This is a genomic window from Undibacterium sp. FW305-107 (assembly GCF_058788535.1).
On record NZ_JBYTAV010000016.1, the window covers coordinates 73,368 to 97,425 of the forward strand.

Genomic DNA, 24,058 nt, shown 5'->3' on the forward strand with positions numbered 1-24,058 from the left:
GCGATATGAAACCCGCACACTGTACCAGCCTGATTTTTGGTGGTGCGCGTTCGGGCAAGAGTGCGTTTGCCGAACAACTGGCAAGCAGACTCAGTGACGGTAAACAACAGGTGCTTTACCTGGCAACTGCCAGGGCAGGCGATACGGAAATGCAGGAGCGTATTGCCCATCACCGTGCACGCCGCCCTAGAGACTGGGGCACGCTGGAACAAAGCCTGGAGCTGGGTGCGACCATCATGGAGCATAGCCGGGCAGACAATATCATCCTGGTCGATTGCCTGACGGTGTGGTTATCGAATCTGCTGTTTTCAGAAGAGGCAGATTTTCCTGAGATAGGTCACATCACGCCGCCGCCACAGTTTGCCTTGCAACGCCAGGCTTTGCTGGATGCACTGGTACAAGCACCGGGGCAAATTATCCTGGTATCGAATGAAGTGGGCATGGGTATTGTTCCCATGGGTGCGGTTTCGCGCTGGTTTGTCGATGAAGCAGGGCGCTTGAACCAGGCAGTAGCTGCCGTCGCAAACAATGTAGTCTGGGTGGCTGCCGGTTTGCCACTGCATTTGAAAGGCCAGCCATGCTGATGCAAGAGGGCCTGGTCATGGTGTTATGCCTGCTGCTGGGTATTTTGCTGGACCTGGCGCTGGGCGAAGTGCGTCAATTTCATCCTCTGGTGGGTTTTGGTAGTCTGGCTAATGCCATAGAGCGGCGATTGAACAAGCCAGCAGTCAGCCGCTGGACCGGTGCTTTGGCATGGTGTCTGGCGGTTTTGCCACTGCTTGCATTAAGTGTGCTGGTACTGCTGTTGGCCCAATATTTCAACGATTGGCTGGCTGCTATATTGCACATCGTATTGCTGTATTTTTGCCTTGGTTTGCGCAGTCTGCATGAGCATAACGCTGCCATCGCTACTGCTTTACAGGTGGGTGATTTGCCAGAAGCGAGAAAGCGCACTTCCTATATCGTCAGTCGCGATACAGAGGAAGCGGACGAGGCTTATCTGGCCAAGGCCAGTGTCGAATCCGTACTCGAAAATGGCTGCGATGCTGTCTTTGCCACCTTGTTCTGGTTCATCTTGCTGGGTGGCCCCGGTGCAGTCTTATACCGCCTCGTAAATACTCTCGATGCCATGTGGGGTTATCGCTCCACGCGCTTTCTGCGCTTTGGTTGTGTTGCGGCACGCATTGACGACATCATGAACTGGATACCCGCGCGTCTGACTGCATGCACCTATGCCGCATTGGGCAAGACCCGTCTGGCCTGGCAATGCTGGCAGCGTCAGGCACCCGGCTGGCCCAGCCCTAATGCTGGCCCTGTGATGGCCTCCGGTGCTGGTGCGCTTGGCCTGGCGCTGGGTGGTGCGGCCAGTTATGACGGTGTGGCAGAAGTTCGTCCACCGCTGGGTGAAGGTGATACAGCAAAGGCCACAGATATTTTGCGTGCCCTGCGTCTGGTAGAGACTGGTGCTGCATTGTGGTGTGGCATAGCCTTGCTGGCAGTCTTATTTTTGAGTGGAGTCATCCATGCTTGAACACGGTGGCAATCTGCGCGATGCCGTGCGCCATTTTGGCCGTCCGCTCGAAGACTGGCTGGACTTATCGACAGGCATTAATCCTCATTTTTACCCGGTACCGCAACTGGCAGCGAATGCCTGGCACCGCTTGCCTGAGTATTCTGATGCACTGGTGCAAGCGGCGCAGACTTATTATCGCGCACCACAGATGCTCGCCGTGGCGGGATCACAGGCGGTGATACAGGCCCTACCACGCTTGCGCCCGGCGGCGCGGGTCGTCGTATCGGCTCCAAGCTATGCTGAACATGCTTACCAATGGCGGCAAACTGCTCATGCGGTGACAGAATGCAGATACGCAGAACTGGACGCAGCCGTCGAACAGGCAGATGTTGTGGTGTTGTGTAATCCAAATAATCCTACCGGTGAATTTATTCCGGCAGATCAGCTTTTGCGCTGGGCTGCACAACTGGCGGCACGCGGTGGCTGGCTGGTGGTTGATGAAGCTTTTGCTGATACCGTACCCGATATCAGTGTCGCTATTCATGCAGACCAGCCTGGTCTGATCGTCTTGCGATCAGTTGGCAAGTTTTTTGGCCTGGCTGGTATTCGCCTTGGCTTTGTGGCTGCTGAAAAAAATCTGTTACAGCAATTGGCAAATTATCTTGGCCCCTGGAGTGTCAGCGGACCTGCCCAGCAAATTGCCATCGCCGCCTTGAATGATCAGCAATGGCAGGTGCAGACAGCGCAACGCTTGCAACTAGAAGGTGGACGATTGCGCCAACTATTGAAGTTGCATGATATACGTTCATCAGGCACTGACTTGTTCCAGTGGTGCAGTCATCAAGACCTGAACAATAAATCAGAACAATTGTGGCAATTCATGGCTGAACGTGGCATCTGGCTGCGCTGGTTTGCGCAAGGGTCACACAGGCCGCACGGTTTGCGTTTTGGCTTGCCGGGGAGCGAGGCGGGGTGGTTGCGGCTTGAGACCGATCTGGATGATTGGTCGAAAATTCAAAACCACTCACCACAGAGGTACGGAGGAATGAAAGAATCCTCTTAGGAAATCTTCGTTTCGCAGGCGAATGGCATGTCACCCTACGCGGGCCGCTCGAATTCCCTGCTACACCACAGAGTATGCACAGAGGAAGTGCATAAGACAGTGCGTTTTATCTTTGAGATTGGAGTGATATGTTCAGGCTTTTGAGTTTTGTAGTCATTACGATGACCACAGTTCATGCGCAGGCTGCCATTACGGTGACTGACGATATGGGTAATCAGGTTACTCTGGCCAAGCCTGCACAGCGGATTATCAGTTTGTCGCCGCATGTGACAGAAATGATCTATGTCGCAGGTGCGGGGGACAGGATTATTGGTACGGTCAAGTACAGTGATTACCCAACTGCGGCAAAAAATATCCCGCGGGTTGGGGACAATCGTCAACTGGATATTGAACGCATACTGGCGATGAAACCGGATTTGTTGATCGTCTGGATGCACGGTGCCTATGAACGCCAGTTGGAGATACTGCACAACTCTGGTATCCCTTATTTTTTCAGCGAGCCGCATAAACTCGATAATGTGGCGGAAACCCTGGTCAAATTTGGCAGTCTGTTTGGTACTGAGAAGCAGGCACAGGTTGCCGCCACAGAGTTCAGGCAGCAGGTGCAACAACTGAACAGTCAGTACCAGAATAAAAGCAAGGTCAAGGTCTTTTATCAGGTATGGGGCAAGCCACTCTATACACTCAATGACAGCCACATCGTCAGTGACGCAATCCGTAACTGTGGTGGGGAGAATATATTTGGCAAGTTACCGACTACCGCACCCGTGGTAGGCACAGAAGCAGTCTTGCAGGAAAATCCTGAAGTCATCATCACTGGCGACAGCAAAACCCAGGCGGTGAGCGGTATCGAGCAATGGAAGACTTTCCCTACCTTGCTGGCAACAAAAAACAATAATCTGATATCGATAGAAGGTGATCTCGTCAACCGCTCTGGCCCGCGCATTATCGAAGGTGCCAAGTTGATTTGCCAGGGACTTGAGCAAGCCAGACAGAAGCGCGATAAAACTGTAGCACCACCACAAGGGAAGAAATGAATTCAGCCAGCCTGTATCAACGTATAGCCTGCCTGTCTACCGAGGCGGTAGAAGTCTTGTATGCCCTGGGGGCAGAAGACTATGTGGTTGGCATCTCCGGCTACACCACCAGGCCGGCCCGCGCACGCGATGAGAAACCCAAGGTCAGTGGTTTTTCGTCTGCACAGATAGATCGCATCCTGGCTGTCAGACCTGATCTTGTGATTGCCTATTCAAATATGCAGTCAGAACTTTCGCGTGAACTGATCAGTGCGGGTATAGAAGTACATGCCTTCAATCAGCGTGATGTTGCCGGTATTTTGCATATGATCAAAGTATTGGCGAACCTGGTCGGCAAGCAGGAGCAGGGGGTTGTGCTGATCGCAGAACTGGAATCGCAAATTGCGACTATCAAACAGCAAAGCGCAGGCTGGACACGCAGACCAAAAATTTATTTTGAAGAATGGAATGATCCTCTGATGTCCTGCATAGGCTGGGTATCAGAACTGATCCATATTGCTGGTGGTGAAGATGCTTTTGCTGACCTGGCTCAGCACCATAGTGCCAAAGAGCGCATTATTGCCGACCCGGTAGAAATCATACGGCGTGCACCAGATATCATCATCGGTTCCTGGTGTGGCAAAAAGTTCCGGCCTGATAGCGTGATTGCCCGCGAAGGCTGGGATCATATTCCCGCGGTGCGAAATGGCAGGGTACTGGAAATAAAATCGGCAGACATACTTTCTCCAGGCCCATCCGCGATACAGCATGGACTGGTGCAATTGCATATACTGATTGCTGAATGGCAGTCCGCGCAAAACTCTTGAACAAGAATTTTATTCCATGAAAATATCCACGCTAATGGTGCAAGGCACGACTTCTGACGCTGGCAAAAGCACGGTGGTCGCAGCCCTGTGCCGTCTGTTGTATCGCCAGGGCGTCCGCGTTGTTCCCATGAAACCGCAAAACATGGCATTGAATAGTGCCGTCACGGTAGACGGTGGCGAGATCGGGCGTGCCCAGGCCTTGCAGGCGCTGGCTGCGGGTTTGCCTGCGCATACAGACATGAACCCGGTCTTGCTGAAGCCTTCTTCCGATACCGGCGCGCAAGTCATCATCCATGGCAAGGTCAGGGCAGACATGGATGCGCGTGATTATCATCAATACAAAACTATTGCCATGGGTGCGGTGCTGGAGTCTTATGGTCGCCTGCAACAGCAATATGAGGCGATTATCGTTGAAGGTGCTGGCAGCCCGGCAGAAGTGAACTTGCGTGACCGCGATATCGCGAATATGGGTTTTGCTGAAGCCGTAGATTGTCCCGTCATCCTGGTGGCCGATATAGACCGCGGTGGCGTGTTTGCCCATTTCGTTGGTACCCTGGATTGTCTGTCTGAGTCAGAACAAAAACGCATCATAGGCTTTGTCATCAACCGCTTTCGCGGCGATATCCGTTTGCTGGAACCTGGTCTTGAATGGCTGGAGAAAAAGACCGGCAAACCTGTATTGGCTGTCCTGCCTTACCTGCATGGTCTCCAACTTGATGCTGAAGATGCGATGCAGTCCAGCCAGGGCAATGCTGGCAAGTTCCGCATCATCGTGCCTGCCATACCACGCATATCTAACCATACTGATTTTGATGCACTACGTGCTCATCCCGATGTTGATCTGCAATTCATAGGCCCGGACAGGGCGATCCCACCTGCCGACCTGATTATCCTGCCTGGCAGCAAAAACACCCGCGCCGACCTGGCATTTTTGCAGGCGCAAGGCTGGCAACCAGTGCTGGAAAAGCATTTGCGCTATGGCGGTAAGGTCATAGGCATTTGTGGTGGCTATCAAATGCTGGGGCAAATCATCAGCGACCCGCATGGTGTAGAGGGGCAGGCCGGTGATTCTGATGGACTGGGCCTGCTGGACATCAGCACCGAGCTGACGCAAGAAAAACGTCTGCAACAAGTAACAGGTGTCTGCGCATTCAATGCCAGCAATGCACAAGTCAGCGGCTACGAAATCCATATGGGCATCACCTATGCCAGTAATGAAACGCAACCAGTATTCAAGATCAATGGCGAAGACGAAGGCGCACGTTCACCCGATGACCTGATACTCGGCACCTACCTGCACGGCTTGTTCGACCACCCAGAAGCCTGCGCTGCCTTGCTGGCCTGGGCAGGTCTGGAAAGCGAGCACAAGGTCGATCTGGCTGCTTTGCGTGAACTTAGCCTTAACAGAGTGGCAGATGCCTGTGTGCCGCTGCTGGATGCCTTGCAGCGCCTTTAATCAGTTACTGCCTGTTTTTCAACAGGCAGTAACTGCGCAATCCCAAAAGCGATTTCAAATACGGTGAAGGCCAGTATGATCTGGCTGGCTCCATGAGCAACCGCATATAGCTGCCACATGCTGAACAGGACGCGCCCTGCAGCGTCATAGCGGCCATATTCCATGCGCGTGTCACGCAGGCGCAAAATAGCCCAGATGGTGACGATAGATCCCAGCAGATTCGCCATTAGCACATGGGCTGCAGCGAAAGCGGGGAATTCGCCTGCGATACCGAGGCTGCTATTGAGTTGCGTCAGGCTTTGGTGGATCAGGGCGAAACTCCAGGGCGTGGCAAAACCTATGGTGACGATCAGGTCATACCAGGCGCTGGCGCGCACGATGCGCAGATAGTTTTTCAGTTGCATAAGTCTCTCCGGGATTAGGAGAGATCATGTTGAACCCTGGTGTTTACTCCAGGGTCAAGCTAAATATGAAAATATGTCAGGTGCTTGCCTGTAAAGACCAGACACTATCCTTTGCTTCATCCCTGATGCGCTTGCCTGTCTTGCGTGCCGCGTAGATAAATGCCAGCGCCATTGCAATGGCAACCAGTTCCACACCAAGGCCAGTGCTATAGGGTGCAGATCGCAAGGCCATGAATCCAGAGCTACAAGGAATGGATAGTGCCGCAATCACGCACAACCATAACAAATCCACTGAAGAACGGGCAGCTCCACGCAGATATGCCCAGGCCAGTGCGCCGAGGAAGACGCTGTAATAGACGAATAAATAGACGAAATTGATATTCTTTGCCGTGGCAGAAAATAACTTGCCTGCCACCAGGGTGAAGCATACGCCTGCCACTGTGCCCAGGCATACACCAACCGTGCCAGCAGCCATTAACCTGGTAGACAGGGTTTGTACGGGAAGTGCCTGATTTGGGCGTTGGACTTTACGACGTTTTTCCAGCCACAACAAATTACCCGAATAAAACAGGAAAGCACCACTCAGGCCAAAAGCGAAATACACCCAGCGCATCATGTCGCCGCCATAACTGCCGAAATGGAGAGAGAAGAAGGGGCCTACGATGGCGCTCCAGGTACTTTCCTTGCCCGGTAACATGCTGGCATTGATGACGACACCAGTATAGGGATGCACGATGAGGTAGCCCGCTTCTGGCCCTTGCACCAGATAGCGTGGGTTGACAAGTGCCACCCTGGCCATAGGGCGTGGGCTTTCCAGGCCAAAGAACTGTATCTCTGAAATTCTCGAATCACCTGCTTCAGCCTTGACCTTGCTGATGATACTGGTCAGTGGCAGCATATCTTTGGCCTCATAGGGTTTGGCGGCCGCTGCCGGTGGTGTACCAAACATGGCCTGGTTTTTATAGACTATTTCTGCCAGACTGTCGTAAAACTGGTCATGAAACGCAAATACAATGACGGTGACACTGATGACAATATGGTAGGGCAGGCTGGTAATGCCAATGATATTGTGGGCGTCAAGCCAAAAGCGTTTGCGGTTCTTGCCAGGGCGCAGGGCAAAGAAATCCTTGACCAGGGTAGGCAGTAATAAAATCACGCCGGATACTAAAGCCAGGAAATACAAGATACCTGCCACGCCCATGAGATAGCCACCCAGGTATTCATCCCCAATTTCTCCAGGTATCCCGCCCGTCCTGTGCAGCATGTCTATCATTTGTGCGAGTATGGATGGCAATTCTTCTTTTGCCTGCAGCTTACCCGTTTCATCAAGGCTGGCAGTCCATTGCCTGGCTGAGAAATCCAGCTCACGTCCGGGTCTGCCTGCGGTCCAGGTCATGGTCGCAGCAGTATTGTCATCATGTCCCAGGTGCACGCTGAAACCCTTGCGCGCAGCAGGGTACTGTGTCAACGCCTGTTGCGCCAGACTATTGATGTGCCGCTCGCTCGTCACTGCTGCTAGTGGTTCTGGCGGGCTGACCCATCGATCGAGTGGCTGCTTGAACATGGTCAGGGCACCGGCAAAAAAGCCGATGAACAGCAAGAGGCCTGCACTGATCCCTACCCAGGTATGCAGGGTTTGATAGACACGCAAGATGTCACTTCTGATTTTCATTGACTATTCGACTAAGTTTTTACAAGAAACAGCAAAGCATAGGCCAGCACATTGGCAATCAGCAGCCCTGTCAATGCGCGCATGCCTGTACGCGCCAGATAAATCAGGCTGAGTATCAGCATCCATACTGGCGCGATAAGCCACATGACGAATTGCACTTTTTGTGGGGCAGCGATGCCGCCCGGGCCTACCCAGGCAAACAAGCCAGATATCGCCAGAGCCAGCGTAAAGCCCAGCACCAGGCCAGATATGGTTTTAGTCCACCAGTCAGCGCGGATAGGAGCTTTTTTTGCTTTATTCTCCATGTGTTTTCTTTTTCTTGAGTAAGGAGAAAAATGGTAGCAGGCCCAACACCAGCATGGTAATCACCAGCCATGCAAAAATCGCAGTGGCGATGCTGAAAGCCTGCCATCCGCAATACAAGGCCAATCCCATGAGCAGGCTGGCAATTGCAAGCGCGATTTTTGTTGGCAAAGCCTTGGTCAGCCAGGCCTGATGCCTGTGGCTCAGGTACAGCAGGACAGAGGCTGTCAGTGTTAGCAGAAAAAACAAAATAGACACAAGACTATTCCCGTTTGAGTAGGTAAAACAATGTTTGCAGCAAAAAGCTGCAGGCACGACAATGCCTGCAGCTTTTCAGTTAGCACACGTAGCGCACTCAGAAAGTCAGTGTGGCACTGACGTAATAATTGCGGCCTAATTCAAAGTAAGCAAAGTCTTTGCTCTTTTGTTCCAGGTTCACATTAGTCAGGTTTTTTACACCCACACGCAAAATCAGATTGTCTTGCAGGCGGGCAGACAGGTTCCAGTCCAGGCGGGTATAAGCTGGCAGTTCCTTGGTTTCATAGAATTGGCTGCCTATGTAGTGTGCGGTCAGGCCTGTTTGCAGACGTTCAGTCGCTTTCCAGTTGACGCCCAGTTTGGCGACATTGGCAGGACGGTTGTCCAGCTTGGTTTCCTTGCCTGCCTCATCTGTGTAGTCAGCTTTCAGATGAGTGTAGTTAGCATTGATGGAGAAGGAGGAGCTCAATTCCACATCGCCTTGCAGTTCTATACCGCTGGTTTTTGCTTTGGCAATATTGATCCAATTCCTCGTATTTTTAACACCGTCATAATTGGCAACAATCATGGCATCGACATCATTTTTGAATGCCACTGCACTCATGTTCCAGCCTTTTTGATGAACTTCAACGCCAGCTTCAAAATTAGTGCTGGTTTCAGGTTTCAGGTTAGGATTGCCAGACAGATAGCAAGCACCGCCGCAACTGACTACACTGTATTCAGGACTTAACTGATAGGCATCCGGTGCCTTGAATGCCTTGCTGATACCGCCTTTCACGGTGACAGCATTGTTGACCTGGTAAGACAGGTAAGTCTTGGGGGAAAAATGATTGCCGAAGGTATTGCTGTCATCGATGCGTCCGGCGAGTGTCAGATGCAAGTCCCTGGTCAGGCTGATTTCGTCTTCCACAAATATCGCAGAGCTGCGTGTACTGATTTCACCAGTTTTTAAATAAGTCAGCGGGTCTTTGATTAACTGGCGGCGTAAATCGACGCCAGCAGTCAGTCCATGGATGCCCAGTTCTGTATTGGCATACACTTTTGCGTAGGTATTTTTTTCTTTCAGCACGCGCTGTTGTGGCTTGTTATAGCGACTGTTGAAATCATCTATTGTCGTATCTTCCTGATTCAGGAAAGCAGTGGTCGTACCCCAGTCCCAGGACGCCTTATGGCTGATGCCGTAGGTATAGCGAGTGATTTCCTGTTCACGATAATCCCTGGCTTCATAATTCCATTCAGGAAAATAGGCGTAATAAAACAGGGCGCGCGGACGTTTGTCCTTGTTGTAGCCAAAATCAAAGTCCAGGGACTGGTTGTCCGACAGCTTCAGCGTTGTTGTCGTCACCAGGTTTTGCGATTGTTTTTTCTCCAGACGGGCAGGGCGGGTAGGATCAGAAGCTGTTGTGCTGAACCAAGGCTGCCTGTCGTAGACTTCGCCAGAAATAGCCATGCTGAGTTGGTCATTGAAGGCACCGCTGGTTGCAGCACCTATGCGGTATTGATCGCCTTGCTCACCAGTCGAGACCTTGCGATATTCGGTATTGAATGTGCCTGTCCATGTTTTGGCAGGCGTCTTGGTAATGATATTGATGACACCACCAATCGCGTCAGAACCATACAAGGCAGCCATGGGGCCACGCACGATTTCTACGCGCTTGATGCTGTTCAAAGGAATGGAACTGAAGTCAAAATCACTGCCGCGCCATAAAGCGCCACCAGAAGAGACGCGCTTACCATTGACCAGCATCAAAGTATATTTTCCACTCAATCCACGAATCTGGATTTCATCACGGCCTGTGCCATCGGTTTGGTTGTTGACACCAACCGTTTCACGCAATAAATCTGCCAGGCTGTTTACTGGTGATTTTGCAATATCTTCAGCTGTTACTACAGTAGTAAATGCTGGCGCGGATGCGATGCTGTGATTACGTAGCGTCGCAGTCACGATGACCTGTTGAGCATCGATGGGTTCCTGGGCAGCGGCATATACTGCTGGTCCACTCGCCAGGTTGGCCAATAAAACAACGATCAACTTCCTTTTGAAATGCATGGTTTCCCCTTTTTGTTAAGGGCGTGATATTAATGCAAATAAATATTAAATACAAATGATTCTCATTTGTATTTAATGAAAATCAATGTTTGCGCCAAGCATGAGTAAAATATCCTGAACTGATGTTGGATCTGGAAGATGTCACCAGGCAGTTGGCCGGGTTTTGATTTGTGCCTTGGTAGTGTATTGATGGCTGGAGCGCCTCATTATGAAATCAGTTCTAGCCTTGTACTTGCAGCCGTGGCATTCTGGTATACGCAGCAAGCAAGTAAATATTCTGAGGGCGGATGTCAATGTAAAGGAAGCATTTTGAGTGAGTCGCTTTCTAATTCGATAACACTATCGTTTTTTATCGAAGAACCTGACGGCATACTGTATGCGCAGTACGCACCGGCAGAGGCGGCTGCGCCTCCGGATTTGAGCGATCTGGAAAATGAGCTGCAAGGCAGCGAGCATGCAGGCTGCTGCATCGATAATTCTGCTTTACTGGCTTTCGCCAAACTTTGCCGTGACAGCAAAGAAACACAAAAATTGCAAATAGGTCAGCGCAAGGATGCCGAGTTTATTCTGGATGTTGCAGAAGATTTATTATCCGCCAGCCTGACTCTGATTCCTGCCATGGGTGGTAAATCAGTAGGCACTGCAGTCAATGACGCATTGCGTGAACAGGGCATTATCCATGGGATATTGCATACAGAGCTGGATGCCGCATTGGCAGCAGGTATATGCGAAAACTTGCTGATTGCTCAGGGGGATGCCCCGCGCCAGGGTGTTGCTGGTCGCCTGGAACCTTTGTTTGGCACGCATAAAAGCGAAATTACTCAAAGGGATGAACTTGCCGTCATCAAGTTTCGCGAACTCAGCCATTTGCTTCTGGTGCATGTCGGCGATGAACTGATGCGACGTATCCCGCCAGTGCAGGGCAAGTTTGGCATGAATATCAGAGGTCAGGTGGTATTGGCCAAGCCGCAGCCAGACATGGCTTTTGGCACTAACCTGCAGGGTGCAGCACCGTCGGCAACGGACCCGGATTTGTTGATGGCGACCAATGCAGGTCAACCTGTCGTTGTTGGCGATGGGGTTATTGTTAACCCGGTGCTGCAAGTGCCGGATGTGGATTTAAGTACCGGCAATATCAGTTTCGAGGGCACCATTCATGTCGATGGAGATATCAAGGCAGGGATGATTTTGAATGTGACGGGAGATGTCATTGTCAATGGCCTGGTTGAGGCTGCCGATATTGTGGCCGGTGGCAATGTCGCGGTAAAAGGTGGCATCATCGGTTTGGCGGAAAGAAAACCGGGTACACAAAATCTCAGCGGCACCACCTCACGTATCAAATGTGGTGGTTCGGTGCAAGCCTTGTTCGCTGAAAATGCCCACATTGAAGCTGGCGACAGCATACAACTGGAACAAAATGCCAGGCAATGTGAGTTGATCGCCAGAAAAGAAATTATTGTTGGCAAACCGGGTTCCAGTGTAGGCAATATCCTGGGTGGCAGGACACAGGCTACACTGATGGTGAGTGCCGTATCCCTGGGTTCTACCGCTGGCACACGCACACAAATCCAGGTGGGTTTTGACCCCTACAAGGATGCACAAATTCATGCCAAACAATACCAGATAGGGCGCAAGGCGACTGAGCTGGATCAACTGATCAAGTTGCAAGCTTTTTTCGCTACCAATCCGCAAAAGGCAGCAGGTGGCGTTGGTGAAAAGGTAGAAGCCAAGCGCCGGTATCTGCTGGAAGAACTGGATGCTCTGGAGAAGGAACTTGATGAGCTGGAGGCCGAGCAGGAGCTGATAGACAAGGCCAGCGTGAAAATCATCAAGAAAATCCACGAAGGTGTAGAGATACAGATAGGCAGGCAGAAATGGCAAGTCAAGGAGGACTCTGGTCCCGGCAATTATCAAATACACGATGGGCATATTGCCATCATCTGAACTGTATTACCTGGCAGTGTGGCTTGAGGATAGAAGGCGAAGCTGCCAGAATTATTCAGTTGCTTTCTGAGGCTTCCAGTCTTTTGCCAATGCCTGTGCTTCCGCGACTTCTTCCTTGCTCATTTTGGCAGCCACATATTTTCTGAAGACTTCGCTATCGTCGTAGTCTCCCGCCAGGCTCAGCCATTTATAAGCTTCGACCAGGTTCGCCGTGACACCTCGACCTTTCAGGTAGAGCAAGCCCAATTGATACTGGGCGCTGGCATTGCTTTGATTTGCGGCTTGCTGGAATAATTCCCTGGCCTTGTTGTAGTCACGTGCCACGCCTGTGCCTGTTACATACAAAATACCCAGGCTATATTGGGCATCGGCATAACCCTGGTCGGCGGCCTTTCTGAACCATGAAGCAGCGATGCCGTGGTTGGATAGCATGCCTTTGCCCTTCGCATACATGCGCCCCAGGTTCACTTGCGCCCTGACATTGCCTTTGATGGCAGATTGTTCGAACCAATTGAATGCCTGCTTGTAGTCTTGCGCAACGCCTTCGCCATTTAAAAACATCAGGCCCAGATTGAACTGGGCATCGGTATTGCCCTTGGCCGCGGCAGTCTTGAATGATTCAAGTGCCGAGGTAAAATCACCTTGTCCGTAATAGCTGACGCCATCTGTGAAATCGTCAGCGCATGCCTTGCCCGTTGCCAGCATGCAAGCCAGTATGAGGATGGCTGGATTAAATTTGCGCATGATGTGTTCCTTGGGAAGGGGTGTTAGTCTTACTTTGGTTAATTCGCTGGTTTAAGAGTCCAGTCACTATTGCTTTGCTTTATGTGCATCTTTGCTTTCTTGAAGGGAATCTGTATGTCAATATTACCTTGCATCTGACTCCTGAAACATAAGCCTCCTTTAGCAGGTTCAGTATAGCGCGTACTGAATTCAGCGTCGGCATAAAGCGTGACATGCATGGAGGTGTTCATTTTGACCATGCAAGCCGTATCAGGGTTGACCCATATCTTGATGCTGATTTGTTTACCGGCCCCGTCATCACTAAGCAGAAAAACGCCAAGATTCTTTCCATCGAGATTTTCATTTTCAAGGCGTTTGACTTTGACGTCTTCTTCAAAAAGACTGGACTTGAGTTCATCCAGCCCTGTTAGCATCTTGTTGATAGCATCGGCAGATTTTTTTTGCTCGGGCAGGGCTTGCCAGTTACTATCAGTGCTGACGCTTGAATATTTGGCTTCCTGCTTTTCCCAGCCATTCAAGGTAGATTTGATATAACTGGTCTTGCTGGCCTGTTCTTTGCGTTCTGCGTCAAGTTGGGTTTTTATCTCTTTGGGAACCCATTGATTTGTCGCCTTGTACTGTGCCAAGGTTTTGTTCCAGAGGGGATCTGTTTCCGTAGCGGTACTTGCATTTGACAAGCTTGCCAAGCTGAACAAGAGCAGAGTTTTTGTGATGGATGTCATCATGCTTATTTGAGCTTGCCAGATAAACCGGCTTCCAGAGTTTCAATAAATTGGTGTACGTGATAGGCGTCGACCAGCCCGTGATGGACAAAAATCGCAATCGGCAGCATCAGGCGCTGACGCTGTTTGAAAAATTTCCCCACTGAGATTTTGGGCACACTGTCCTTGCGATCATATTGCCGTGCATGTGTCAGGCCGGTAAAGCTGATCCAGGGGATGGCAGAAAAATGGATCACGTCCTCACGTGCGCATTCATCATTGAAACAAAGGCCGCTGCTGTTCTTGACTTTATCCATGGCGATGTTTGCCCCGGTGGTGAAAGCGGCAAAATCTTCTTCATAATAAATGGGGCAAAACCCAAAAGTATGATCGGCGCGCTGCACGGTTGCATTCGCGTGTATTACTTCATAATCAAACACCTTGCCATCTTCTATGCGATAGCGCATAGCATCGGTGCGCATGATCGCGCGTAATATCTGATGCAGATAAAACAGGAAGAAGGAGTGTTGTTCATTCTTGCAATGCTGATAGGCCCAGGTGCAATCCACATTCAGGTTCAGGCCATGGAAGGGTTCATCCATCTGGGAAAAGAAGGCGTAATGTTCGTGCCGGTTCCATGTTGTGATGTCTAACTGCTTTTTCATATCCGGGTCATTCAAAATAAAAAAGGGCAGAAAATTCTGCCCCTTCATCATAACCTGCCAGATGGTGTTGATTCAACGCATTGCGGCAATCATCTTTTCCAGCTTGACGGTATCGGCGCAGAAAGCACGTATGCCTTCGGACAGTTTTTCTGTCGCCATCGCATCTTCATTGAGATCAAGACGGAAAGTTTTTTCATCCATGCTGACTTTTTGCAGGTCAGAAGAAGCCGCCAGTTCCTTGCTCAGTTTTTGCGTGACATTGCTATTACTGTCGCTGAGTTTTTGCAAGAGATCAGGGCTGATGGTCAGCAAGTCACAGCCAGCCAGTTCCAGGATTTGCGAAGTATTGCGGAAGCTGGCACCCATGACTTCAGTGTTGTAGCCAAACTTGCGGTAGTAGGTGTAGATTTTTTTGACAGACAAGACGCCTGGGTCATCTGCACCAAAGATTTCCTGGCCAGTCTTATTCTTGTACCAGTCATAGATACGGCCTACGAAAGGCGAAATCAGTTGTGCGCCAGCTTCAGCACAGGCAATCGCTTGTGCCAGGCAGAACAGCAGGGTCATATTGCAGCGTATGCCTTCTTTTTCCAATACTTCGGCAGCGCGTATACCCTCCCAGGTAGAAGCAATCTTGATCAGGATGCGCTCACGCGGTATGCCTGCGGCTTCATACATCGCGATCAACTGGCGGCCTTTGGCAACAGTACCAGCTGTGTCGAAAGACAGGCGGGCATCGGTTTCAGTTGAAACGCGGCCAGGGATGACTTTTAAAATTTCCAGACCAAAAGCAATCAGCAAGTGATCAATGGTTTCATCAATTGACTTGCCTGCTGTGTCCTTGACGGCTTTTTCCAGCAAAGGCAGGTATTCCGGCTTTTGTACGGCTTTCAGGATCAGGGATGGATTAGTCGTCGCATCGCGTGGGGCATAAGCCTGGATAGCCTGGAAATCGCCAGTGTCAGCGACCACAGTGGTGTATTGCTTGAGTTGTTCTAATTGGTTCATGGTATTTGCAAAAGTAGGGGCAAAATCAAAAAATCAGGGCAGGACAGTAATTAAAGGCTCACCTGTAACAATATCACCAATCACAGCAGCTTCCAAGAAGCCGCCCTGGTGGAAAATTCGTAAAACATCGTCTACTGCAGCCGGATCGCAAGCGACCAGCAAGCCGCCTGATGTTTGTGGGTCGGTCAGCAAGGCTTGTTGGGCAGGGTTGATCTGTGCATCAAGTGCGATAGCCTGACCATAGGCAGCCCAGTTACGGGCCGAGGCACCAGTGATGTAGCCTTGTGTTGCCAGTTGTTCTACATTGGTCAATAAAGGCACTGACGACATATTTACCTGTGCTGCCAGTTTCGAGCCGCGGCAGACTTCCAACAAATGGCCAAGCAAGCCAAAGCCGGTCACATCGGTCATGGCATGTACGCTATCCAGGGCAGAAAGTGCCTGCCCTGGCTTGTTCAGTTTGGTGGTGCTTTCTATCATGGTGGCATAACCAACTTCGTCCAGCACTTGTTTTTTGAGTGCGGCGGACAAGATGCCTACACCCAGCGGCTTACTGAGTATCAGCTTGTCGCCCGCCCTGGCATCAGCATTGCGTTTGACCCTGGATGGATGAATCAGGCCCATGACGACCAAGCCATAGATAGGTTCGACAGAATCGATGGTGTGACCACCCGCAATGGGTATGCCAGCTTCGGCACAGATGGTTTCACCACCTTGAATAATTTTACCTATGACTTCCAGCGGCAATTGATTGATGGGCATGCCAACGAGGGCCAGTGCCATGATGGGTGTGCCACCCATGGCATAGATATCTGAAATCGCATTGGTGGCCGCGATGCGACCAAAATCATAAGGATCGTCGACGATGGGCATGAAAAAATCGGTGGTGGCGATCAGCGCTTGCTCGTCATTGAGTTTGTAGACGGCTGCATCGTCTGCCGTTTCTATGCCCACCATAAGGGCGGGTGGAACTGGGAAACCTGAAGATTTTTTCAATATTTCAGCAAGTACGCCAGGCGCAATCTTGCAACCGCAGCCGCCACCATGCGAGAAAGAGGTAAGTCGGACGGAGGCGTCAGTTTCTTTACTCATGAGGCTTATACTTTTGTGTTGGTCAGAAGCTGAGGATTATACGACGGACCGGTGAGTATAAAAAAAAGCGACCACCAAAGTGATCGCTTTTTCATGATATTGCTTATGCAGCAATGTCTATGTTGCTTGCTCTACTGAGTAAAGCGATTGGCAAATCAGTAGTCGCCAAATGTACGACGTGCGCCGCTATCGTTAGAACGGTTGCCTTTGTAGCCGCCACCTTCTTTGCGTGGGCCAGCGCTGGTGCCTGTAGATGCACCAGCTGGTTTGCTGAAGCTGCGTTGACCTGGCTTGTTGTTGCCGTAGCCACCGCCACCGCCGGTTTTACGGGCATCGCCTGGTTTCCAGCCGTTAGGTTTGCGGGCTGCAGAGCGAGCTGGTGCTGCAGATTTCTTAGGCTCAAAACCTTCGATAACATCAACAGGGATCAATTGCTTGGTGAAGCGCTCGATACGTTTGACGTGCATGCCTTCAGCATGGTTCACCAGGGAAATCGCCAGACCTTTACGACCGGCACGGCCAGTACGGCCAATGCGGTGGACATAATCTTCCGGGAACTTAGGCAAATCGTAGTTGAATACGTGCGTAATTGCAGGAACGTCGATACCACGGGCAGCAACGTCCGTCGCTACAAGTACACGTACCTGGCCACGGCGCAATGCGTCCAGAGTGCGGTTACGTGCGCCTTGATGCATGTCGCCATGCAGGGCAGCAGCAGCGAAGCCAGCGATGTTCAAACGGTCAGCGATGGTGTCTGCATCACGTTTTGTGGCTGTAAATACAACAGCCTGGTCAACGGTAGTGTCGCGCAGCAGATGATCAAGCATGCGATTTTTATGGGACAGATCATCCACAAAGTGTACGCGTTGCTGGATGTTTTCATGCTTGCTGGCAGAACCGGCGATCTGGATGACCAGGGGCTCAGTCGTGATGCGTTTAGCCATGTTACCGACTACGCCATCCAGTGTTGCAGAGAACAACATGGTTTGACGTGTAGGTGGCGTAGCAGCAACGATTTTTTCGATATCGTCGATGAAACCCATGTCCAGCATGCGATCAGCTTCATCCAGAACCAGCATTTGCAGTTCAGAGAAGTCGATTTTGCCAGATTCCATATGATCAATCAGACGGCCAGGTGTGGCCACCAGGATTTCTGGATTGCGGGACAGCAATTGCATCTGTTTAGGATAAGGCATGCCACCCAAGATGGACACGGCCTTGATACGGCGGGAATAAGCGCTGTATTTGTCAGTTGCTGTAGTAACTTGCAAAGCCAGTTCGCGGGTTGGCGTCAACACCAGCATTTTTGGTTTTGCAGCAACAAAACGTGGTTTGTCACCACGTGAACGGGCAGCCTGACGTTCTTGATTAGGGGTTTTGCTGCTGGCAGCGTCGTAGCTGACAACTTCAGCAGTAACCAGTTTATGCAAAGCAGGCAGCATGAAAGCGGCAGTTTTGCCGGAGCCGGTCTGGGATGAGACCATCAGGTCACGACCTTCAATCGCGGCAGGGATTGCCTGTTCTTGTACCGAAGTTGGCTTGGTATAGCCAGAGTCAGTCAGAGCGCGGATGATGTTGACGTGTAGACCTAGTGCTTCAAAACTCATGAATTTCTTTCGTGATTGGGACATTTGCAAAATGCGGCAGCAATGCCAAGCTCACCGGCGATAGGGCCAGTTTGCAGCATGTTTTGCCGGAACGTTGCTTCTGTCCCAGTATAAATTAGCGCGTTGCTAACGAACGCGCGCAACAATGCAGCGCCAACCAAACGAAATGAACACAGAAAATCCAACAAGGGACGACAATGAAATTTCGGCACAAAAGCTTTGCGCCGGGATGATGTCTATGGATTACTACCAGACATGCGAGGCGGGAGGGCTTTTACATGCACCATCCTGAGGATGTGCACAGGCTTGCGATGCTACTTGGTTCTGCGCCGAAATTTATATTGCAGCGCAAAAAACGAAACTATACAGGATTTTTCAGGAAAAAGCAGCCTGTTTCGAAGAAAATCTTGCACTAGCCTCAAAATAAACGCCAGCAAAAGTGCTGCCAGTAAAAGTCTGCTTCCCCTCGCGCGTCAAAACGGAAGCGTTTTTCTTGCCAGCCCAGCGCAAACAAGGAAAGCACCTGATCATAGTAGGCATCTGCCTTGATGGGCTGTGCCTGCAGGCGTAACTGCTGTTGCACTATGGTTTTTTGTACTCCTTGTGCGTGCAGGAAGGGCAGTAGTGCTGCGCTAAAGCCACTGGAGCCAGTGCCATTGATCTCACCCGTCAGGATGTCGATATATTCTGGTGGATAGCCTTTGTTATCCACCAGCTGGGCCATGGGGCGCAGCAACTTCAGCAAATTTGCGCGTTCCGCATCCTGGCTTGCCATCATGCCAGCCCACAGATAAACACGGATGGCATTGTATGCACCCTGGCCCTTTTCTACACCCTGGGTATCAGGGAGGAAACCTTTTTGCGCATCATAAATGATCCAGTCAGCGGCATAACCCTTGGGGGCGCTGCCAGCAATCAGACGCACCGCCGGGGCAATCATGCGCTTCCAGCGTTCATCGCTTTCTCTTTGTTCAAACCAGCGCAGCAAGGGCAGGGGCAGGTAGCTGGCGTTGAGTTTCCATTGATTGCTAGGCAGATTGAAGCCGGTCGGTGCTGGCAACAAGCTTAAGCCCAGTCCAGGCAGTTCTGCCGTTTCTTCATTCAATATTCTTTGTGCCAGCAGACTGGACAGGGCGGCGTAACGCTTTTCTTTCCAGACTTCTCCGGCTACACCCAGGCTATAAGCTATCCACAGGTCTGCATCCGATGCAGGATTTTTATCGATGACGCCCCAGCTATTGTCTTCACGCTGACCCCATTGCCAAGCCGGCAGACGCGCAGTCAGGTCGCCTGCAGCCAGGTTATTTTCAGTCCAGGTTAATACGCGCTGAAATGTGGCTTTATCGTTGGCGCTCAGGGCAAAAAACAGGGCATAGGCCTGACCTTCAGATGTCGTTGGTTTGCGTGCACCGCTATGGTCGATCACGCGGCCATCGTCAGCGACAAAAGCTTTTTTGAATTGTTCCCAGGCTGGCCACGGGTCATTGCAGGATGCTGCCAGTGCATTGCCTGAATGTAGAGGGAGCAGGCTGAATATCAGCAGCAATAAAGTGCGCGCAAGAAGGAAAGTGCTTTGTGGGATATTGGGCATGGTGAGGAGTGCTTCATTCATGCCAATAGTATAAGGCTAGTACGGGATACATGTGCAAGCATCCCGTACCATCTTTAAATCCTGGACTGCTTACTTGTCGTAAGAGTCTGCGTTTAAGCCCATGACATGCGAGAAGCCGCCATCGACGTAAGTGATTTCGCCAGTAATACCATTTGCCAGTGGTGACAGCAGGAAGGCAGCAGTATTACCCACGTCTTCGATAGTCACGTTACGGCGCAGTGGTGCGTGCTCGGCAACAAAGCCCAGCAGTTTGCCAAAGTCCTTGATGCCACTGGCCGCCAGGGTTTTGATAGGGCCGGCAGAGATACCATTGACGCGTATGCCTTTTTTGCCCAGGTGTTCTGCCAGGTAGCGTACCGATGCTTCCAGCGATGCCTTGGCCATGCCCATGGTGTTGTAATGCGGGATGGCGCGGATAGCACCCAGGTAAGACAAAGTCAGCAAGGCAGAATCTTCGCGCAGCAGTGGCAGCGCAGCTTTTGCCATTGCCGGGAAACTGTAAGCAGAAATGTCATGCGCAATGCGGAAAGCTTCGCGGGAGAAACCATCGAGGAACTCGCCGGCAATCGCTTCACGCGGCGCAAAGCCGATAGCATGAACCAGGCCATCAAGTTTGTCCCAGGATTTGCCCAGATCGGCAAATACCGCTTCAATTTGTTCGTCGCTGGCGACGTCGCAATCAAAGATCAGTTTGCTATCAAATTCAGCAGCAAAATCAGTAATCCTGTCTTTGAAACGTTCGCCTACATAGGTAAATGCCAGTTCAGCGCCTTCGCGTTTGCATGCCTGGGCGATGCCGTAAGCGATGGAACGGTTGGACAGCAAACCGGTGATCAGAATTTTTTTGCCTTGCAGAAATGCCATGTTGACTCCAGATATGACCGCAATATGCTAAAGACGCTCAGTAAAAAGTTTGTCTATAGCTTTGTTTATTGCGCTGTGGGTTTTTATAACTTGTTGTTTCTACACCAGATTTTGTTCCTGATGTGGAATGCTTAAATTGCAGCCTTTTCCGCAACAGGTCGGAATTGTAGTTGCTCTCACCGAAACGGGCAAATGCTAAGTTCGCTAATGCTTATCTGCGCTAAAGATGATGTGTACTTATCATCATAGAGACTATATGGAAAAATGCAGTATTTTGCATGAATGCGTTGCAACATCGCTTTTCATGACACCAAAATGCTGCATATTGCCATGCTAAAGGACGAAGCTCATTTCCTTCAATAGCGCTCCAGGTAACACCGCACCACCCGTATGCCGTTCACCATAAGAGCGGTCATCCATGATGACTTCGGTTTCCTGGCTTAGTGCCAGCAAGTTTTCACCCAATATCCTGAACAGGGAATCATCAAAGCGCATGACATTCAAGGGGGCGATTATCTCGCCATGTTCTACCCAAAAACTGGCAAAGCGTGTCATGCCGGTGATGCGACAGGTAGCACGATCAGAAAAATTCAAATACCAGAGATTGGAGATATAGATACCCGTACCCAGTTCTTTAAGTATGTCGGCATTTGCCAGCGTACCTGCGCGCATGATCAGGGATTTTGCTGACTCATCCTCCGGTGCACCGTTGGTCATCAAACCAAACTCCTTGGCGCTACGCGGTGAAATCATGCTGCCACTTAGCTTGCCAGCTTGTATCAGGGGTATGACGTCAGGCTTGAGATAGCCTTGTGCCTGGAAGCCTGGTTCAAGGCCTGCACGGCTGTCTTCCGTAATATCCACCATGGCATGCATGCTGGCTTCGCCTGATTGCAAGCGACGCAGACAGCTATGTCGGGTGCGCAAAGACTTTTCGGACAGACCGCCCCAGTTCAGCATCATGATCAATTCATTCAATGCCGTTGGGCTCAGATAAGCCCGGTAATTGCCTGCCGCAACGGTGACAGGTGGTCGCGCCAGCAAGGCCAGCTTTTCGCGGGCATCGGCAAATTTCTTCAGGAATTCAACCTCATCCCAATTGAAGCCTGCGTAGTTGGATTTGACAGCCTTGTCTGTTGAATGAAACAAGCTCCAGTCAAAATTGACATTGCTGGTTTCATACCAGTTGCGCTGACCATAAGAGTTGGCAAAGCCGCGATATTGCGTACCTGTGGTCAGCAAGCCCACCATGTCCACATCTTTTGCAGCAGCCAGTATCTGTTCCAGCATGCTGGCTATTGGTGGCAGGGAAGACGGGAGGATTTGTATGCTGTTGTTAACGTCAGTGGCAAGCATGAGGTGCGGATCTGCTGGCAAATCTGGTAGTTGCGCACGCAAATCTTCAATCGCGGCATTGATTGTGGGTAAATCCATTTCCTTGTTGCCGCTGAGATTGAAGCTCATTGCAGCATGGGTTTGCCCCTGTATCAATTGCAGGTTCAGTATCAGTTGTAAGACATGGCCAGGCTGGCGTATGGCACTGTGATTAAAGCGCACGAAATCGCTGGATTCTGCCGACAACCAGGTGGTGCTGGTTTCATTTGCTGCCAGTTGCGTTTCTATGTGTGCTGCCAGAGATAAAAAATAATCTTGCATCAGGCTTCGCCTCCAAATACTTCCACCTGATCGAACAGGCAGGCAGGTGAAGCGTGACCCACGCGTATCACCTGGGAGGGTTCACCTTTGCCACAGAAGGGGGTACCCATGATAGCCAGGGTGGATGCATCTCCGACCAATTTCAGCGAACGCCAGAAGCTTTCTGATATACCGCGATAATTGGGATTCTTGACCAGTTCCTGCAATTTGCCATTGCGTATCATTTGTCCAAATTCACAGCCGAACTGGAATTTATTGCGGGAGTCGTCGATGGACCAGGACACATTGGTGTTCATCAGTACGCCATATTCGACGCTGGCTATCATTTCATCCAGACTGCTACTGCCTGCTTCGATATTCAGGTTGGCCATGCGGTCTATGGCCGGGCGGTTCCAGTCGCAGGCGCGTGAATTGGCGACACCTGCCATGCCAGCGCGAGCCTGGGAAAGCGCGCTGCCCAAAGGTTTTTCCAGTATGCCGTTTTTGATGATCCAGGTTTTTTCTGCGGTACTGCCATCATCATCCCAGCCAAAGCTGGCAAATTGCTCTGCGCGGCTGGGGTCATAGGTGACATTGAGTAATTCAGAACCATACTGGAAATGACCGAACATGTCGGGCGTGACAAAGCTGGTGCCAGCGAAATTGCGCTCGTCACCCAAGATGCGGTCCAGTTCCAGCGGGTGACCTATGGATTCATGAATTTGCAGCATCATCTGTTCTGGCATTAGCAGCAAATCCATGCGGCCACTGGGGCAGTTGGCTGCATGCAATAGTGCCAATGCTTCCTCTGCAACGTGTTTGCCTGCGCCATGAAAACCGGATTGCTGCAAAACTTCCATGCCGCCCTGGCGGCAAAAACCATTGTATTGTCCACCCAGGCTACGGGTCTGGGTTTCTAGTCCTTCATTGGCGGTGACGCTGAGATTAGGGATGAGGTAATTAAATTGTTGGTGTACGTCTGCACCTGCGCTGCTGATAAATAGTTGCTCGGTTTGCGTCACGCCTATGGATGCACTCCAGTCCACAATCTTGTTGCTGAAATGCGATGCGGCAGATTCCTGCATCAGCAAGGCGATCAGGTCTTTTCTCGGCCATATTGTGGCAAGGGGACTCTGGTATTGGCCAACTACTGTCGCTTGCTGGATTTTGCTGAAATCGGTTACTGTTTTTCCGGCACTGAGTCTGGCCCAGTGTAAGGCATGCTGCATTGCGGTATTCAATCCATTGCGGGATAAATCGCTGGTTGCGGCATAGCCATAGCCACCGTCATGAATGACAGTCAGCATTGCGCCATGGCTACGTGCATTACGCAAGGGTTGCAATACATTCTGTCTGACCAGCAATTCTTCACTTCGCTCATCCACGATGCGCATGGAACAAAAATCCACAGCGGGCATTAATTCCCTGAATAAACTTCTTAATGCTTCCAATCCTGGCTCCAGTGAATTTGCTGCATATGGGATATGCAGGAGATTGTGCCTGTTTCGTCACGCCGCAGGCTAATGCCATCTTGCCAGTGTTTGCAGGATTGGTCAAAAATATAAGTGTAAGGGGATTTTTCAAGCAGGGGAGTGCGAACCGGCAGACAGCCGGTTCGCGGGTA

General features: G+C 51.0%; 22 protein-coding genes. 7 read left to right on the top strand and 15 right to left on the bottom strand.

The genetic code is table 11. The features are described 5' to 3' along the window. Nucleotides 1-5: 5 nt before the first annotated feature. The 6 genes from cobU (at nucleotide 6) to AC3WQT_RS26775 (ending at nucleotide 5,875) form a co-directional block, all read left to right on the top strand. On the top strand, nucleotides 6-584 hold the full coding sequence (gene cobU / locus AC3WQT_RS26750) for a bifunctional adenosylcobinamide kinase/adenosylcobinamide-phosphate guanylyltransferase (protein WP_492708742.1): 579 nt from the start codon (nucleotides 6-8) through the stop codon (nucleotides 582-584). Further along, a complete protein-coding gene (gene cbiB / locus AC3WQT_RS26755) occupies nucleotides 578-1,531 on the top strand; it encodes an adenosylcobinamide-phosphate synthase CbiB (RefSeq protein WP_492708744.1) in 954 nt (317 codons plus the stop codon). Before cobU ends, cbiB begins: the two co-directional genes overlap by 7 nt. Beyond that, nucleotides 1,524-2,576 (top strand): threonine-phosphate decarboxylase CobD, encoded by a 1,053-nt coding sequence (gene cobD, locus AC3WQT_RS26760; RefSeq protein WP_492708746.1) that lies wholly within the window; start codon nucleotides 1,524-1,526, stop codon nucleotides 2,574-2,576. The genes cbiB and cobD overlap by 8 nt, the downstream gene beginning before the upstream one ends. Nucleotides 2,577-2,737: 161 nt before the next feature. Next, the gene (locus AC3WQT_RS26765; protein ID WP_492708748.1) at nucleotides 2,738-3,613 is read left to right on the top strand and encodes a cobalamin-binding protein; all 876 of its coding nucleotides are present in this window, start codon (nucleotides 2,738-2,740) and stop codon (nucleotides 3,611-3,613) included. Continuing rightward, nucleotides 3,610-4,419 carry a cobalamin-binding protein gene (locus tag AC3WQT_RS26770; RefSeq protein WP_492708750.1) on the top strand — a complete coding sequence of 270 codons (810 nt, stop codon included), beginning with the start codon at nucleotides 3,610-3,612 and terminating at the stop codon, nucleotides 4,417-4,419. The genes AC3WQT_RS26765 and AC3WQT_RS26770 overlap by 4 nt, the downstream gene beginning before the upstream one ends. A gap of 34 nt (nucleotides 4,420-4,453) precedes the next feature. Next, entirely contained in the window at nucleotides 4,454-5,875 is a 1,422-nt protein-coding gene (locus AC3WQT_RS26775; protein ID WP_492708791.1) for a cobyric acid synthase, read from the top strand. Here AC3WQT_RS26775 and AC3WQT_RS26780 read toward each other — a convergent pair. The 5 genes from AC3WQT_RS26780 to AC3WQT_RS26800 form a co-directional block, all read right to left on the bottom strand. Further along, nucleotides 5,872-6,279 carry a hypothetical protein gene (locus AC3WQT_RS26780; protein ID WP_492708752.1) on the bottom strand — a complete coding sequence of 136 codons (408 nt, stop codon included), beginning with the start codon at nucleotides 6,277-6,279 and terminating at the stop codon, nucleotides 5,872-5,874. The two genes, AC3WQT_RS26775 and AC3WQT_RS26780, sit on opposite strands and share 4 nt — an antisense overlap. A gap of 76 nt (nucleotides 6,280-6,355) precedes the next feature. Continuing rightward, a complete protein-coding gene (locus AC3WQT_RS26785; protein ID WP_492708754.1) occupies nucleotides 6,356-7,951 on the bottom strand; it encodes a PepSY-associated TM helix domain-containing protein in 1,596 nt (531 codons plus the stop codon). Nucleotides 7,952-7,962: 11 nt separating this feature from the next. Then, complete coding sequence (locus AC3WQT_RS26790) at nucleotides 7,963-8,256, bottom strand: hypothetical protein (protein WP_492708756.1); 294 nt, start codon at nucleotides 8,254-8,256, stop codon at nucleotides 7,963-7,965. Then, nucleotides 8,246-8,512, bottom strand: a complete 267-nt coding sequence (locus tag AC3WQT_RS26795) for a hypothetical protein (protein WP_492708758.1) — start codon at nucleotides 8,510-8,512, stop codon at nucleotides 8,246-8,248. The genes AC3WQT_RS26790 and AC3WQT_RS26795 overlap by 11 nt, the downstream gene beginning before the upstream one ends. Before the next feature lie 97 nt (nucleotides 8,513-8,609). Then, nucleotides 8,610-10,562, bottom strand: coding sequence for a TonB-dependent receptor domain-containing protein (locus AC3WQT_RS26800; protein WP_492708759.1), 1,953 nt, complete (start codon nucleotides 10,560-10,562; stop codon nucleotides 8,610-8,612). A 309-nt stretch (nucleotides 10,563-10,871) separates the two neighbouring features. Between AC3WQT_RS26800 and AC3WQT_RS26805 the strand changes: the two genes are divergently transcribed. Beyond that, the gene (locus AC3WQT_RS26805) at nucleotides 10,872-12,506 is read left to right on the top strand and encodes a flagellar assembly protein A (protein ID WP_492708760.1); all 1,635 of its coding nucleotides are present in this window, start codon (nucleotides 10,872-10,874) and stop codon (nucleotides 12,504-12,506) included. A 51-nt stretch (nucleotides 12,507-12,557) separates the two neighbouring features. Here the strand turns inward: AC3WQT_RS26805 and AC3WQT_RS26810 are convergent, their stop codons facing one another. The 10 genes from AC3WQT_RS26810 to AC3WQT_RS26855 all read right to left on the bottom strand — a co-directional run bounded on the left by AC3WQT_RS26810 (nucleotide 12,558) and on the right by AC3WQT_RS26855 (nucleotide 23,828). Further along, a complete protein-coding gene (locus tag AC3WQT_RS26810) occupies nucleotides 12,558-13,250 on the bottom strand; it encodes a tetratricopeptide repeat protein (protein WP_492708762.1) in 693 nt (230 codons plus the stop codon). A 38-nt stretch (nucleotides 13,251-13,288) separates the two neighbouring features. Continuing rightward, nucleotides 13,289-13,975 carry a hypothetical protein gene (locus AC3WQT_RS26815; protein ID WP_492708764.1) on the bottom strand — a complete coding sequence of 229 codons (687 nt, stop codon included), beginning with the start codon at nucleotides 13,973-13,975 and terminating at the stop codon, nucleotides 13,289-13,291. A 2-nt stretch (nucleotides 13,976-13,977) separates the two neighbouring features. Continuing rightward, nucleotides 13,978-14,616: a CatA-like O-acetyltransferase gene (locus AC3WQT_RS26820; RefSeq protein WP_492708766.1), complete on the bottom strand. Its 639-nt coding sequence runs from the start codon at nucleotides 14,614-14,616 to the stop codon at nucleotides 13,978-13,980. Between the two features lie 72 nt (nucleotides 14,617-14,688). Continuing rightward, entirely contained in the window at nucleotides 14,689-15,624 is a 936-nt protein-coding gene (gene tal, locus AC3WQT_RS26825) for a transaldolase (protein ID WP_492708768.1), read from the bottom strand. A 33-nt stretch (nucleotides 15,625-15,657) separates the two neighbouring features. After that, a complete protein-coding gene (gene selD / locus AC3WQT_RS26830; RefSeq protein ID WP_492708770.1) occupies nucleotides 15,658-16,716 on the bottom strand; it encodes a selenide, water dikinase SelD in 1,059 nt (352 codons plus the stop codon). A gap of 155 nt (nucleotides 16,717-16,871) precedes the next feature. After that, nucleotides 16,872-18,323, bottom strand: a complete 1,452-nt coding sequence (locus tag AC3WQT_RS26835) for a DEAD/DEAH box helicase (protein WP_492708793.1) — start codon at nucleotides 18,321-18,323, stop codon at nucleotides 16,872-16,874. 418 nt (nucleotides 18,324-18,741) lie between these two features. Continuing rightward, entirely contained in the window at nucleotides 18,742-19,935 is a 1,194-nt protein-coding gene (bcsZ, locus tag AC3WQT_RS26840) for a cellulose synthase complex periplasmic endoglucanase BcsZ (protein WP_492708772.1), read from the bottom strand. A gap of 69 nt (nucleotides 19,936-20,004) precedes the next feature. After that, nucleotides 20,005-20,799 carry an enoyl-ACP reductase FabI gene (gene fabI, locus AC3WQT_RS26845; RefSeq protein ID WP_110257315.1) on the bottom strand — a complete coding sequence of 265 codons (795 nt, stop codon included), beginning with the start codon at nucleotides 20,797-20,799 and terminating at the stop codon, nucleotides 20,005-20,007. Nucleotides 20,800-21,132: 333 nt separating this feature from the next. Next, nucleotides 21,133-22,455 (bottom strand): metallopeptidase TldD-related protein, encoded by a 1,323-nt coding sequence (locus AC3WQT_RS26850; protein ID WP_492708774.1) that lies wholly within the window; start codon nucleotides 22,453-22,455, stop codon nucleotides 21,133-21,135. Further along, nucleotides 22,455-23,828, bottom strand: coding sequence for a TldD/PmbA family protein (locus AC3WQT_RS26855; protein ID WP_492708776.1), 1,374 nt, complete (start codon nucleotides 23,826-23,828; stop codon nucleotides 22,455-22,457). Before AC3WQT_RS26855 ends, AC3WQT_RS26850 begins: the two co-directional genes overlap by 1 nt. Nucleotides 23,829-24,058 lie beyond the last annotated feature (230 nt).

Excerpts from the sequence above, each read along its gene's own strand:
- AC3WQT_RS26780 (WP_492708752.1), bottom strand. The coding sequence starts at position 6,279 with ATGCAACTGAAAAACTATCTGCGCATCGTGCGCGCCAGCGCCTGGTAT.
- AC3WQT_RS26815 (WP_492708764.1), bottom strand. The coding sequence starts at position 13,975 with ATGATGACATCCATCACAAAAACTCTGCTCTTGTTCAGCTTGGCAAGC.
- AC3WQT_RS26850 (WP_492708774.1), bottom strand. The coding sequence starts at position 22,455 with ATGCAAGATTATTTTTTATCTCTGGCAGCACACATAGAAACGCAACTG.
- tal (WP_492708768.1), bottom strand. The coding sequence starts at position 15,624 with ATGAACCAATTAGAACAACTCAAGCAATACACCACTGTGGTCGCTGAC.
- fabI (WP_110257315.1), bottom strand. The coding sequence starts at position 20,799 with ATGGCATTTCTGCAAGGCAAAAAAATTCTGATCACCGGTTTGCTGTCC.
- cobD (WP_492708746.1), top strand. The coding sequence starts at position 1,524 with ATGCTTGAACACGGTGGCAATCTGCGCGATGCCGTGCGCCATTTTGGC.
- AC3WQT_RS26855 (WP_492708776.1), bottom strand. The coding sequence starts at position 23,828 with ATGCGCATCGTGGATGAGCGAAGTGAAGAATTGCTGGTCAGACAGAAT.
- AC3WQT_RS26770 (WP_492708750.1), top strand. The coding sequence starts at position 3,610 with ATGAATTCAGCCAGCCTGTATCAACGTATAGCCTGCCTGTCTACCGAG.
- AC3WQT_RS26775 (WP_492708791.1), top strand. The coding sequence starts at position 4,454 with ATGGTGCAAGGCACGACTTCTGACGCTGGCAAAAGCACGGTGGTCGCA.
- bcsZ (WP_492708772.1), bottom strand. The coding sequence starts at position 19,935 with ATGAATGAAGCACTCCTCACCATGCCCAATATCCCACAAAGCACTTTC.
- AC3WQT_RS26800 (WP_492708759.1), bottom strand. The coding sequence starts at position 10,562 with ATGCATTTCAAAAGGAAGTTGATCGTTGTTTTATTGGCCAACCTGGCG.
- AC3WQT_RS26810 (WP_492708762.1), bottom strand. The coding sequence starts at position 13,250 with ATGCGCAAATTTAATCCAGCCATCCTCATACTGGCTTGCATGCTGGCA.
- AC3WQT_RS26765 (WP_492708748.1), top strand. The coding sequence starts at position 2,738 with ATGACCACAGTTCATGCGCAGGCTGCCATTACGGTGACTGACGATATG.
- selD (WP_492708770.1), bottom strand. The coding sequence starts at position 16,716 with ATGAGTAAAGAAACTGACGCCTCCGTCCGACTTACCTCTTTCTCGCAT.
- AC3WQT_RS26835 (WP_492708793.1), bottom strand. The coding sequence starts at position 18,323 with ATGAGTTTTGAAGCACTAGGTCTACACGTCAACATCATCCGCGCTCTG.
- AC3WQT_RS26790 (WP_492708756.1), bottom strand. The coding sequence starts at position 8,256 with ATGGAGAATAAAGCAAAAAAAGCTCCTATCCGCGCTGACTGGTGGACT.
- AC3WQT_RS26785 (WP_492708754.1), bottom strand. The coding sequence starts at position 7,951 with ATGAAAATCAGAAGTGACATCTTGCGTGTCTATCAAACCCTGCATACC.
- cobU (WP_492708742.1), top strand. The coding sequence starts at position 6 with ATGAAACCCGCACACTGTACCAGCCTGATTTTTGGTGGTGCGCGTTCG.
- cbiB (WP_492708744.1), top strand. The coding sequence starts at position 578 with ATGCTGATGCAAGAGGGCCTGGTCATGGTGTTATGCCTGCTGCTGGGT.
- AC3WQT_RS26820 (WP_492708766.1), bottom strand. The coding sequence starts at position 14,616 with ATGAAAAAGCAGTTAGACATCACAACATGGAACCGGCACGAACATTAC.